Source organism: Winogradskyella forsetii (assembly GCF_013394595.1).
Taxonomy (GTDB): domain Bacteria; phylum Bacteroidota; class Bacteroidia; order Flavobacteriales; family Flavobacteriaceae; genus Winogradskyella; species Winogradskyella forsetii.
In genome coordinates this window covers 1,682,603-1,695,000 of record NZ_CP053348.1, presented here as the reverse complement: position 1 = coordinate 1,695,000, position 12,398 = coordinate 1,682,603, and the positions used below count along the sequence as shown (strand labels likewise).

12 protein-coding genes and 1 rRNA gene (1 of these 13 cut by a window edge) are annotated in these 12,398 nt (G+C 35.9%); 5 read left to right on the top strand and 8 right to left on the bottom strand.

Annotated features, from left to right (window positions below):
• Positions 1–1,107 (bottom strand): 16S ribosomal RNA (locus HM987_RS07440) (it extends 415 nt beyond the left edge of the window).
• 792 nt (positions 1,108–1,899) lie between these two features.
• Here HM987_RS07440 and thrS point away from each other — a divergent pair.
• The 5 genes from thrS to HM987_RS07415 all read left to right on the top strand — a co-directional run bounded on the left by thrS (position 1,900) and on the right by HM987_RS07415 (position 6,107).
• On the top strand, positions 1,900–3,843 hold the full coding sequence (thrS, locus tag HM987_RS07435) for a threonine--tRNA ligase (RefSeq protein WP_179006623.1): 1,944 nt from the start codon (positions 1,900–1,902) through the stop codon (positions 3,841–3,843).
• A 34-nt stretch (positions 3,844–3,877) separates the two neighbouring features.
• Positions 3,878–4,426, top strand: a complete 549-nt coding sequence (infC, locus tag HM987_RS07430) for a translation initiation factor IF-3 (RefSeq protein WP_178991889.1) — start codon at positions 3,878–3,880, stop codon at positions 4,424–4,426.
• 110 nt (positions 4,427–4,536) lie between these two features.
• Entirely contained in the window at positions 4,537–4,734 is a 198-nt protein-coding gene (gene rpmI / locus HM987_RS07425) for a 50S ribosomal protein L35 (protein ID WP_155089831.1), read from the top strand.
• Positions 4,735–4,839: 105 nt separating this feature from the next.
• Entirely contained in the window at positions 4,840–5,184 is a 345-nt protein-coding gene (gene rplT, locus HM987_RS07420; RefSeq protein WP_179006621.1) for a 50S ribosomal protein L20, read from the top strand.
• A 119-nt stretch (positions 5,185–5,303) separates the two neighbouring features.
• Positions 5,304–6,107, top strand: a complete 804-nt coding sequence (locus HM987_RS07415) for an HAD family hydrolase (protein WP_179006618.1) — start codon at positions 5,304–5,306, stop codon at positions 6,105–6,107.
• Here HM987_RS07415 and HM987_RS07410 read toward each other — a convergent pair.
• The 7 genes from HM987_RS07410 to HM987_RS07380 form a co-directional block, all read right to left on the bottom strand.
• The gene (locus HM987_RS07410) at positions 6,081–6,503 is read right to left on the bottom strand and encodes a secondary thiamine-phosphate synthase enzyme YjbQ (RefSeq protein WP_179006616.1); all 423 of its coding nucleotides are present in this window, start codon (positions 6,501–6,503) and stop codon (positions 6,081–6,083) included. The two genes, HM987_RS07415 and HM987_RS07410, sit on opposite strands and share 27 nt — an antisense overlap.
• Before the next feature lie 85 nt (positions 6,504–6,588).
• Positions 6,589–7,482, bottom strand: coding sequence for an adenylate/guanylate cyclase domain-containing protein (locus HM987_RS07405; RefSeq protein ID WP_229724642.1), 894 nt, complete (start codon positions 7,480–7,482; stop codon positions 6,589–6,591).
• Positions 7,483–7,686: 204 nt separating this feature from the next.
• A complete protein-coding gene (locus HM987_RS07400) occupies positions 7,687–7,956 on the bottom strand; it encodes an EF-hand domain-containing protein (protein WP_179006612.1) in 270 nt (89 codons plus the stop codon).
• 56 nt (positions 7,957–8,012) lie between these two features.
• Positions 8,013–9,197, bottom strand: a complete 1,185-nt coding sequence (locus HM987_RS07395; RefSeq protein ID WP_179009942.1) for an asparagine synthetase B — start codon at positions 9,195–9,197, stop codon at positions 8,013–8,015.
• Positions 9,198–9,510: 313 nt separating this feature from the next.
• On the bottom strand, positions 9,511–10,236 hold the full coding sequence (locus tag HM987_RS07390) for a sulfotransferase-like domain-containing protein (RefSeq protein ID WP_229724639.1): 726 nt from the start codon (positions 10,234–10,236) through the stop codon (positions 9,511–9,513).
• A complete protein-coding gene (locus tag HM987_RS07385) occupies positions 10,229–11,146 on the bottom strand; it encodes an aminotransferase class IV (RefSeq protein WP_179006609.1) in 918 nt (305 codons plus the stop codon). The genes HM987_RS07390 and HM987_RS07385 overlap by 8 nt, the downstream gene beginning before the upstream one ends.
• A gap of 195 nt (positions 11,147–11,341) precedes the next feature.
• The gene (locus HM987_RS07380) at positions 11,342–12,376 is read right to left on the bottom strand and encodes an AI-2E family transporter (RefSeq protein WP_179006607.1); all 1,035 of its coding nucleotides are present in this window, start codon (positions 12,374–12,376) and stop codon (positions 11,342–11,344) included.
• Between the last annotated feature and the right edge of the window lie 22 nt (positions 12,377–12,398).

Genomic DNA, 12,398 nt, shown 5'->3' with positions numbered 1-12,398 from the left:
AACAGGGGTTGCGCTCGTTATAGGACTTAACCTGACACCTCACGGCACGAGCTGACGACAACCATGCAGCACCTTGTAAGTAGTCCGAAGAAAGGGGTATCTCTACCCCATGCAACTTACATTTAAGCCCTGGTAAGGTTCCTCGCGTATCATCGAATTAAACCACATGCTCCACCGCTTGTGCGGGCCCCCGTCAATTCCTTTGAGTTTCATTCTTGCGAACGTACTCCCCAGGTGGGTCACTTATCACTTTCGCTTAGCCACTCAGACCGAAGTCCGAACAGCTAGTGACCATCGTTTACGGCGTGGACTACCAGGGTATCTAATCCTGTTCGCTCCCCACGCTTTCGTCCATCAGTGTCAATACATTGTTAGTGATCTGCCTTCGCAATTGGTATTCTATGTAATATCTATGCATTTCACCGCTACACTACATATTCTAACCACTTCACAATGATTCAAGACAACCAGTATCAAGGGCAATTCTACAGTTGAGCTGCAGACTTTCACCCCTGACTTAATTGTCCACCTACGGACCCTTTAAACCCAATGATTCCGGATAACGCTTGGATCCTCCGTATTACCGCGGCTGCTGGCACGGAGTTAGCCGATCCTTATTCTTACGGTACCGTCAGCCACCTACACGTAGGTGGGTTTCTTCCCGTATAAAAGCAGTTTACAACCCATAGGGCAGTCTTCCTGCACGCGGCATGGCTGGATCAGGCTCTCGCCCATTGTCCAATATTCCTCACTGCTGCCTCCCGTAGGAGTCTGGTCCGTGTCTCAGTACCAGTGTGGGGGATCCCCCTCTCAGGGCCCCTATCTATCGTTGCCATGGTGTGCCGTTACCACACCATCTAGCTAATAGAACGCATACTCATCTTTTACCGCCGAAGCTTTAAAGCATCCTTGATGCCAAGGAAACTTACCATGGGATATTAATCTTCATTTCTAAAGGCTATCCCCCTGTAAAAGGCAGATTGTATACGCGTTACGCACCCGTGCGCCACTCGTCATCTGGTGCAAGCACCAATGTTACCGTTCGACTTGCATGTGTTAGGCCTGCCGCTAGCGTTCATCCTGAGCCAGGATCAAACTCTTCATCGTTAAATTTTAAGTCTTGCGACTATATCTTCAACTTCCGATAGGAATTATTCCAGTACTCTAAATGATCTATTCTCTTGTTCTGAAGCGACCGTTTCCGGCCAGCTTCTTACGCTGTCAATTCAATATGTTAATGAACTTTTTTATCTTTTCTCAGCTCGTTTCCTCGCTAAGCGGGTGCAAATATAAAACCCTTTTTTCTATCCCACAAACTTAATCTGAAAAAAATTAAATATTTTTTTTAGGCCTCGCTTTTTCTGGAAATGAACGTCCGAAACTCGACATGTTGTTTTTGTTTCGGGGTGCAAATATAAAACCCTTTTCCGTTCCCGCAACACCTTTTTCATTTTTATTTTGCTCTTTTTTTTAAACCGCTCGGAACCAATTGGCTACGGGCGAAAGTTTTTTTTGCAAACCCAAAAAGCACGGAAGGGCCCTGGCGAGAGAACGCACATAGAAACCCGTGGCAACCGCTGGGCACGGAAAATGCGGACAGGCGCGTTAGCGATTACTCATCCATGCTATTTTATTAAATAGGAAATCGTGATTACTTCGCAGTTGTAGCGGCATCCTTTTTATGCGGCCCTAGATCATTAGGCCTATTATGTGCCCATTGTTGGGAACACAGAACCGTGGATATTGAAACAAGCTCGGTATAAAAAGATATAGCGGATAGCGCGACACTTTTGCTCTCTTAAAAGCAAAAGGGGAAAGCCATAAAAATTTATAGGAAACTTCACTTTGTCTATTATATATATAGGTATATCTTTGTAGGCTAAAATTGATATTATAATAATGATTAAAATTACTCTACCTGATGGTTCTGTGAGGTCTTTTGATAAAAAAGAAGTAACACCTTATGAAGTGGCTGTGGATATTAGCGAGGGCTTTGCTCGCAATGTTATTTCAGCAAAATTCAATGATACAGTTGTTGAAACAACCACTCCGTTAACTACTGACGGTAGCCTTACCTTATATACATTTAGAGATGACGACGGAAAGAAAGCCTTCTGGCACTCTTCTGCCCATGTTTTGGCACAGGCACTAGAGGAACTCTATCCAAATGTAAAACTTTGGGTTGGTCCAGCAATAGATAATGGATTTTATTACGATGTAGATTTGGAAGAAGGTTCGATTTCTGAAAACGACTTTAAGGCCATTGAAAACAAAATGATTGAAATTGCTAGAGGTAAACACGATTTTAAAATGCGTGATGTATCTAAAGCTGAAGCACTCTCCTATTATAAAGGTAAAAACAATTATAAAGTAGACCTAATTGAAAATCTTGAAGACGGTACAATTAGTTTCTGCGACCACTCCACTTTTACAGACTTGTGCCGTGGTGGACATATTCCTAATACGGGGATTATAAAAGCAGTTAAAATATTGAGTGTTGCAGGCGCCTATTATAAAGGAGATGAAAAAAACAAACAACTCACGCGAGTTTATGGTATTTCATTTCCAAAGCAAAAAGAACTGACTGAATATCTTCATCTTTTAGAAGAAGCCAAAAAACGAGACCACAGAAAACTTGGTAAAGAATTAGAACTTTTTACATTTTCTCAAAAAGTAGGTCAAGGTTTACCCCTATGGCTCCCTAAAGGTGCTGCCTTACGTGAGCGATTAGAAAACTTTTTAAAAGCTGCACAAAAAAAAGCGGGTTATGAAATGGTGGTAACACCACATATTGGACAGAAAGAACTCTATGTGACTTCTGGACATTATGCAAAGTATGGAGAAGACAGTTTTCAGCCGATTGGAACGCCATCTGAAGGCGAAGAATTTCTTTTAAAACCCATGAACTGTCCGCATCATTGTGAAATTTATAATGCGAAACCATTTTCTTATAAGGAGCTTCCTAAGCGATACGCAGAATTTGGTACTGTATATAGATATGAACAAAGTGGAGAGTTGCACGGCTTAACACGAGTTAGGGGTTTTACTCAAGATGATGCCCACATTTTCTGTACGCCTGATCAATTAGACACCGAATTTAAAGACGTTATTGACCTTGTACTTTATGTATTTGGATCTTTAGGATTTGAAAACTTTACTGCCCAAGTTTCATTAAGGGATCCCGAAAATCCTGAAAAATACATCGGAAGTGATGAAAATTGGGAAAAAGCAGAACAGGCTATATTAAATGCTGCGAAGGATAAAAACTTAAATTTTGTAGTTGAAACAGGTGAAGCTGCATTTTACGGTCCTAAGTTAGATTTTATGGTTAAAGATGCACTTGGAAGACAATGGCAATTAGGAACGATCCAAGTCGATTATAACTTACCAGAGCGTTTTGAGCTATCTTACAAAGGCAGTGACAATGAGATGCACAGACCTGTTATGATCCACAGAGCTCCTTTTGGAAGCATGGAACGTTTTATTGCTATTTTGTTAGAACATACTGGTGGAAATTTCCCACTTTGGCTGATGCCAGAACAGGCAATTATACTCTCAATAAGTGAGAAATATGAAAAATACGCGGAAAAAGTTTTAAATGTGCTAGAAAATGACGAAATTCGCGCCCTTACAGACAACAGGAATGAAACTGTAGGTAAGAAAATTCGCGAAGCTGAAATGCAAAAGTTTCCGTTTATGATTATTGTCGGTGAGCAAGAAGAAAAAGATAATACAATAACTGTGCGTGAACATGGTGGTGAAGACCTTGGCACAATTACTGTAGAAGACTTTATAAAAATAGTAAAAGATAGAATTAGTAAGAGTTTAAAAACTTTTAAATAATATAAGTTTAATTTAAAATACAGAAGCCATAGCAATACGTAGAAACAGAAAGAATTATACCAGAAGAGCATCTCAAGAAGATAAGCATCGTATAAATTCTAAAATCAGATCTGAAGAAGTAAGACTTGTCGGAGATAATGTCGAAATAGGTATTTACCCTATTAAAAAAGCTTTATCCATAGCCGATGAACAAGGTTTAGATCTTGTAGAGATATCGCCAAATGCGAAGCCTCCTGTTTGTAAAGTTATGGATTATAAAAAATTCCTTTACGAACAGAAGAAAAGAGAAAAAGCTTTAAAAGCTAAAGCAACTAAAGTTGTTGTTAAAGAAATTCGATTTGGTCCTCAAACCGATGATCATGATTACGAATTTAAAAAGAAACATGCTGAGAAGTTTTTAAAAGACGGCGCAAAGTTAAAAGCTTTTGTATTCTTTAAAGGACGATCTATTGTTTTTAAAGAACAAGGTCAAATCTTATTGTTAAGGTTGGCGCAAGATCTTGAAGAATACGGAAAGGTTGAACAGATGCCAAAGCTTGAAGGAAAACGAATGATAATGTTCATTGCACCTAAGAAAAACTAAAAACAGAGAAGCTGAAACTTCCAGATAAGCTTTTTGGGTAGCATATAAAAGATACTGAACCAAGTTCAGCAAAGAGAAATAAGCGAAACGTAAATATAAAAGAGGAGAAAATGCCTAAAATGAAAACAAAATCGAGTGCTAAGAAACGTTTTAAACTAACTGGCACTGGTAAGATTAAGAGAAAGCACGCTTTTAAGAGTCATATATTGACAAAAAAATCTAAAAAGCGCAAGCTAAGATTGACTCATGATACTTTAGTACATAAAGCAGATGAGGACAATATTAAAACGATGTTACGTTTAAAGTAATACTGTTTTAATCGGTTAAAACTATTTATAAACCCTGGAGTTAGGCAAACCAATTTAGCAAGTGTCGATTTATCGACCGCCTACTACAAAAAACAATTAAAAGAAATGCCAAGATCAGTAAATTCAGTAGCAAAAAGAGCCAGAAGAAAAAAGGTTCTTAAGCAAGCAAAAGGTTACTTCGGAAGACGTAAAAACGTTTGGACAGTAGCAAAAAATGCGGTTGACAAAGCGATGCAATATTCGTACAGAGATCGTAGAAACAAAAAGAGAACATTCCGTTCGTTATGGATTATGCGTATTAACGCAGGTGCAAGACAACATGGAATGAGCTATTCAAAATTTATGGGAGGATTAAAAGCTAATAATATTGACTTGAACCGTAAGGTGCTTGCCGATTTAGCAATGAACCACCCTGATGCTTTTGAAGCCATAGTAAACAAAGTAAAATAAGGCTTTTAGCCAAATTAATAACAACATTTCGCTTATAAATCCGGTTCTCCCGATACCTATCGGGATTGAATCGGATTTTTTATTTAATCAATTCTGAACCCATAAAATCAAAATAAAATATGAAGGATATAAAACTTGTCGTTACAGATATGGATGGAACATTGTTAAATTCCAATCATGAAGTGAGTTCACGCTTTTTTGAGCTTTTTAAAAGAATGCAACAACAAGACATTCAATTTGTGGCAGCAAGTGGCAGACCTTATTATAGTATTGTTGAAAAGCTTCAACCCGTAAAAGATGATATTATTATTGTTGCTGAAAATGGCGGTTTGGTCATTGAAGCTAATAAAGTAATGCTTTCTAATATAATAAATCCTGATAGATTGTTAGAGTTATATACTTTGGTTACCAATATTGAAGATACCTACCCTATTTTCTGCACCAAACATCAAGCATTTATTCTTAGAGCATCAGACCAATTGATAAATACGTTTTCTGAATATTATTCAGTATATACTGTTATTGATTCCTTTGAAGAGATTAAAGATGATGTTATTAAAATAGCATTGTATCATAAAACCAATTCTGAAGCTCATATTTTTCCATACGTGAAACATTTAAAACCAGACCTGAATGTTGTTGTTTCTGGAAATCATTGGGTAGATATTTCTGACGCCATTACGAATAAAGGCCATGCGCTACAATTTTTACAAAAACAGCTCCAAATAAGTCCCTCCGAAACCTTAGTCTTTGGTGATTATAATAATGATTTAGAAATGCTAAAATGTGCTAAATACAGTTATGCCATGGCCAATGCACACGACGATGTAAAGGCAATTGCTAACTTTGAAACCAAGTCTAATGATAATTTTGGCGTAGAAATAGTTCTAGAAAACCTAATTGCCGAAAGCCGTAAGGACTAACTGTCTTCCTCCTGCTCTATTTCTGTGCTCACAAAGATAAATACCCTGCCAAATTCCAAGATTTAACTTGCCGTTTGTGATTGGTATTTGAACTGATGTCCCCATTAAGGCAGCTTTTATATGTGCTGGCATATCGTCTGAACCCTCAAAGGTATGCTTGTAATATTTTTGATTTTCAGGAACCATATTATTCATATGACTCTCAAAATCCAATCTAACCGTTGGGTCGGCATTTTCGTTTATCGTTAAGCTAGCTGACGTATGCTTTATAAACACCTGTAACTGTCCAGTTTTAATTTGGCTAATTTCAGGGATGGCATTCAATACTTCAGACGTAATTATATGAAAACCTCTAGGAAATGCTTGTAGTTTGATTTCATTTTGAAAGAATTGCATTATGTATTGTCTTATATGTTATTTGAAATTGAATTCGTTTAATTTATCAAATAAAAATTTCTAATTATATAATTGTAATGGAAATCTAAATTTTGTGAATAGCGAACAACTTATGTGATTCCGTTTTACCATCCAGTAATTCACTACCTAATGAAACTGCTTCATACTTTTTTTTCAAATTTAGCTTAGCTAAGAAGTCTTCAGAAATCAATAAGGATTCATTATATTCATTGCATTGCTCTTGTATTCGTGAGGTTGTGTTAATGACATCGCCATGATAAGCCAACTCCTTCTTTATGGTACCAACTTCCGCAATTATTATTTTCCCCGAATGGATTCCAGCCTTAAATTCTGGGACGACACCATATTTCTTCATGTAATATTTTGAATGCTTTTTTAGCTTATGATCATATTCAAAAAACAAGTTTATACAATTGATATTTTTTCTTGTTTTTCTCTTCAAGTTCCAGGTCAACACAGCCTCGTCTCCAACATATTGATAAATCTCCGCGCCATATTTACCGACAATTCTATTGAGATAGTAAAAACAATCTTGAATAAACTGACTATATTTTAGATGCCCTAAATCTTCGGCAATCGTTGTAGAAGATTTTAAATCCAAAAACATAAGTACACGTTCTACTTCCCTTGGCTTTCGGTAACGCCCCAAAAGCATATTAAAAATAACCCCTTTACCAAATTTATTATTCGCAATTCTAAAAAACGAAAATAATAAAGAGCATAACATAAAATAAGCCGTGACCATCCAAAATATTTTGTTGGATTTCCACCAAAGACTTTCGTTTGGAAAATCTACTTGGATATATACTTCTGCTAAGCTCGCAATAAAGGTTAAAGAAAATATTAAGAAAATTAAATAAAAAATGGATTTTATAAGAAGTACTACCCAGAGATATAATCTTTTGGACAAATATTTATCGAAAAAGAACTCTACAATGGTATAAACAATGGCTACCATTATACCAAGTATCACGCCAAAAACTAGATACTGGGAAGGTGTTACAATGTCAATTAGATTTTCGGTCTTAACCTGTTCTTGATTCCTTCCAAAATAACGTATAAATATAAATGCACAAAAAGCAAACGACCAAAACAGAATCGAATAGAATAAAAGTCGGAAAAATTGTTTTATTTCGAATTTCAAAATCGTGTAGCTTCTTATTTATTCTTTTATTTCATCAATAGCCAACTTAAATTCTGCCCAATTGATAAGTTCATCACCATCTTTATCGTAACCTTCTATAAGTTTTCTAGAAATCAAACCACGGACAAAACCACTAATTTCAGCTTGTTTCAGCAGTTTCGCTATTTCATCTTTACTTAACTTCCCATCGCCATCTTTATCAAAAAAAGCAAAAGCTTCTTCTGGTGTTTCAAAATGATTGGTAATTAAAATTTGGATTTTATTGAGTATGGTTTCTTTTGTTAGCATTATATGTTGAATTTATATTTTAAGATATGAAAAAATAATCAATATCGATATTACAATTAGGTCTTCTGCTTTTTCTTTTTAGCCGCTGGAAACAACACATTATTTAATATTAAGCGGTAACCAGGCGATGTTGGGTGCAAATCCAATTCAGTTTTTGGGTCTCCCACCCTATGTGTATAATCTTCGGGATCATGACCTCCATAAAATGTAAAAAATCCTTTTCCTTTTATGCCGTGAATGTATTTTGCTTCACCATTAGTTCTGTTTTCTCCCATTACGAGTACATTGGATTTTATTTCGTCCCTGGTAAATGATGTCGTTTGTCCCATAAAACCTTTTACCAATGCGGTATGATTTTGAGTTAGCATCGTTGGAATTGGATCCCATTTTGCCGAATATTCCATTAATGAAAAATAATCAGTTGTCTTCGGAATTCGTCGCTTTTGGGTCATATCTATAGACGAAAACTCATACACATTTGGGCTACGTTCCAAAATATAATCCTTAAAAGCAAAAGTATTGGCGTAGTCTATTTTATTCTGATAGCCTGGATCGCTTCCGTCTCCATCAAACATCGGTTCGCAAATATCCACCCCTTTGGCAGACAGCGCAATATCAAAACTATCGGTTGCTGAACACATGGCAAACATAAATCCACCACCAACAACATAGTCTCTAATTTTAAGTGCCACAGCTAATTTCTCCTCAGAAACTTTATCATAACCCAATCGTTTTGCCAATGCCTCCGCATTTTTCTTTTCTTCAATATACCAAGCTGCAGAACGGTAGGCTCTATAGAACTTACCGTATTGGCCGGTAAAATCTTCGTGATGTAAGTGTAACCAATCGTAAAGTAATAATTCATCTTTCAATACTTCTTCATCGTAAATGGTTTCATACGGAATCTCGGCATAGGTAAGCACCATAGTCACGGCATCGTCCCAAGGTTGTTTTCCATATGGTGTATAAACGGCAATTTTTGGCGCTTTTTCTAAAACCACTGCTTCCTGATTTAAAGAAGGACTGGCAATATCTTCCAGTATTTGAGCGGCCTTTGTATCTGAAATAATTTCAAAAGACACACCACGGATTTGGCATTCACGTTGAATAATTTCGGCATCTGGTAACAAAAACGAACCTCCTCTATAATTGAGCAACCACTTTACTTTCAGTTCTCGTTCTAAGGTCCAGTATGTAACTCCGTAAGCTTTCAAATGATTTTTTTGTGTTTCAGCATCCATTGGAATAAGAATATAAGATGCGTAAACATTGGCACTTAAGAAGAGTGTAAATAATAAGAGGGCAATTTTTTTCAATTTCATTTATTTAAAACGAAATATAAGTAATTTTTAGTCTTTCGAGGCTGAATTTAATATTCTTTTAAGACCTAGAGAACTTTAATCAACTGATTGATAAACCAAGGTAAAAACGATTGTAACTTGATTTAAATTGAACTTCTATAATGCATTTCGAAAGATAAAATTCAAACATCAACAACGCTCTCAAATTAAGTGAAGTAGTTTATTTGAATTAAACTACGAACGGATAAAAATGTTAGTTCGAAAATTTTAAAAGCGTATTATAATGAGGAATGCTCTTTTTTAAGAGTGGATATAGATGCTCTGGAAATGGCTCTGCTTTTGCCCTATACTTCATAAAACCACTAGATTTATGGACATTATCATACCAATACTTCGCCCAAATACCATCTTCTTTCCGCTGTTGTGGTTGCCATGACAACATGTTTTTATCGAATGGTATTCCTACAAATTCACACAATTTACCAAGGGTTCGTTCTGGATGTAACAACACGTTTTTACTGTCTAAAACCGTGAATGGAATGTTATTCGTCTTGAAATAATTGACTAATTCAACGTGAAGTGCATAACCTACATCGTGTAGCGAAGGATTTTTAATTACCTTATCAAATGAAGGCAACATCTCTTCAGGATCTCTAGTTAGAATAATATTGATGGTGGTTTTCATAAAATCACGCTTTAGACCCAACAAATGATGCGTCATATGTTTGAAAAACAATACCGGCTTTTCAGTATTGTTTAGCATCATGTCCACCACTTTTTCTCCATCATTTTCCATGGTATCCAAAATAGCTTCAGATCCTGGATGGTATTTGTGGGCTTCCGAATGGTTTTTCAAATAATAGGCATATAAAGGTTCATCAAAAACTTTGGTGTCTGTCCTTTGAGCGAAAGCATACATCAATGCTGTAGAAATATTCCGTAGACCAGACCATAAACATATCCGTTTTATGTTATCCATTATTTACCGTATTTTCTATTAATGCTTCATAAAGTCCATTAAGTTTCCGTGTTGTATTTCCATATTTACCTTCACCAATTGTTCTACCATCGATTTTGGTGACAGGCGTTAAACCTCCAAATGTCCCTGTTACAAAAGCTTCATCTGCACTATACACATCAAATAGGGAAAAGTCTTTTTCAAAACACGGAATCTTATTCGTATTACAAACTTCTATGACTTTGGCTCTGGTAATGCCATTCATGCAATATTTACTTGTAGAAGTCCAAACCTCACCTTTATTTACGATAAAAAAATTAGTAGCATTACAAGTGGAAACAAAGCCATGAATATCCAACATTAAGGCTTCATCCGCACCAGCTTGAATGGCCTGAATTAAGGCTTGAACCTCATGAAGTTTGCTATGGCAGTTTAATCTTGGATCTAAATAATCTGGAGATCCTCTTCTAATGGTACTTGTAAAAAGGGTAATTCCTTTTTCTTTGGAGTCCGTTGAAGCGGTTTTAAATTCAGGAATAATAACCACATTAGGTCCGGAAATGGTTAATCTTGGATCCTGGGAAGGTGTTTTTTTAATGCCACGCGTTATCATGATCCTCACATGAACTCCGTCGCTCATATTATTAGCTTTGAGCGTATTCCAAACTTTGGTCTTTAATTCTTCCTTAGTAAATGGTAAATGCATTCCAACAGTTGCCGCGGCACTCCACAATCGATTAAAGTGGTCCTCCAAAAACACTAATACACCATGATGCAAGCGCATGGCTTCCCAAATACCATCACCCACTAAATATCCACTATCAAAAACGGAGATTTTGGCTTCGTTCCGTGGAAATAATTGGTCGTTAATTGAAATAAGAATATCGTTATTTCTTGAATCTTCTAGAGCATTGTGCGTACCGTGAACCATTTTTGTGAAATTTAATAAAAGACATAAGACCGCTTCGCTTTTAAAACAATGAACCAAGACCTTATTCTTACTGACTGACCAGCATATTTGCAATAAAATACAGAGATTTATGAATCTCAACTATATGCAGTCAGGCCTTTAATCTTAAAGTAGAAAGATACTTAAAAATATAATGTTTTGAAATCAATAAGACAATTAGTCTAATGCGGTCTCACTTCCAGAAAGTAAACTGGCAATGACTTTGGTGCCTTCAAATTGTTCTAAAATAATTTTAATAAAAACGGTTATTGGAATTGCCATAATCAAGCCTGGAATTCCCCAAAGAAAACCCCAAAACATGAGCATTACCAATACTGCAATGACATTGATTGAAAATGATTTCCCCATGAAAATAGGCTCTAAAATAGCTCCAAATGTGACTTGAACCATTGAGATTGCAAAAATGAAAAAGAACAACGTACTCGTTGGGTCTAATTCAACAAAAGCAAAAATCGATAATAGTATAACTGAAATAAAGGAACCAACCATTTGAACAAAGTTGATGGCGAAGGCAAATAAGCCCCAAAAAATAGGGAAGCTTACGTCAAAGAATACGCACATAAGTCCTGTAAAAATTCCTGTCAAAGCACTGACCAAAAACTTTACTTTTATAAACTTAATTAGGTCTTTTTCAATTTTCATAAAGGTTTTAACAGAGGTATGTTTTCTTTTCAATAAGGTATTGTTCATTAATTTCTGAACATTAATGGATTCTGCTAACCAAAGTACTACAAAGAAAACAGTCATTAACAAAGACGTTAAGAACGAATTTAAGAATCCAAGTGTTGACCCTAATTTATCTTTTTGAAAAAACTGTCCTAAAAAACCGTGTTCTTGCTCAAATTCAATCCCAAAGTTGTCCAGTAAATAGATTTTTAAATCTGATAATTTTAATTCCGCTTTAGATAAAAACTCCGTATTATTAGCCAATATTTGCTTACTGGATAACTGCACAAGCTCAATACCCAACTTAAGCCCTAAAGCCACCAATAGTAGAACAATAATAATACTTATGAATTTTGGCACTCTTCTACGTCCCAACCATCGCATTAATGGTAAGAACAATAAAGCGATAAACATTGAAAAGATCAATGGAATAAATATAAAAGACAAGATCTTTAGTAAATAAAATACTAAAGGAACTACAATAATTAACAACAAAACGTTTGTTGTACGTCTTTGGTCTAACATCAGGCAATTTGGTTTTTAACTA

What these genes read in the sequence shown, in the direction of transcription:
- rplT (WP_179006621.1), top strand. Translation starts at nt 4,840, where the DNA reads ATGCCAAGATCAGTAAATTCAGTAGCAAAAAGAGCCAGAAGAAAAAAG.
- thrS (WP_179006623.1), top strand. Translation starts at nt 1,900, where the DNA reads ATGATTAAAATTACTCTACCTGATGGTTCTGTGAGGTCTTTTGATAAA.
- HM987_RS07390 (WP_229724639.1), bottom strand. Translation starts at nt 10,236, where the DNA reads ATGGATAACATAAAACGGATATGTTTATGGTCTGGTCTACGGAATATT.
- HM987_RS07380 (WP_179006607.1), bottom strand. Translation starts at nt 12,376, where the DNA reads ATGTTAGACCAAAGACGTACAACAAACGTTTTGTTGTTAATTATTGTA.
- HM987_RS07400 (WP_179006612.1), bottom strand. Translation starts at nt 7,956, where the DNA reads ATGCTAACAAAAGAAACCATACTCAATAAAATCCAAATTTTAATTACC.
- HM987_RS07415 (WP_179006618.1), top strand. Translation starts at nt 5,304, where the DNA reads ATGAAGGATATAAAACTTGTCGTTACAGATATGGATGGAACATTGTTA.
- rpmI (WP_155089831.1), top strand. Translation starts at nt 4,537, where the DNA reads ATGCCTAAAATGAAAACAAAATCGAGTGCTAAGAAACGTTTTAAACTA.
- HM987_RS07385 (WP_179006609.1), bottom strand. Translation starts at nt 11,146, where the DNA reads ATGGTTCACGGTACGCACAATGCTCTAGAAGATTCAAGAAATAACGAT.
- HM987_RS07405 (WP_229724642.1), bottom strand. Translation starts at nt 7,482, where the DNA reads ATGGTAGCCATTGTTTATACCATTGTAGAGTTCTTTTTCGATAAATAT.
- HM987_RS07410 (WP_179006616.1), bottom strand. Translation starts at nt 6,503, where the DNA reads ATGCAATTCTTTCAAAATGAAATCAAACTACAAGCATTTCCTAGAGGT.
- HM987_RS07395 (WP_179009942.1), bottom strand. Translation starts at nt 9,197, where the DNA reads ATGGATGCTGAAACACAAAAAAATCATTTGAAAGCTTACGGAGTTACA.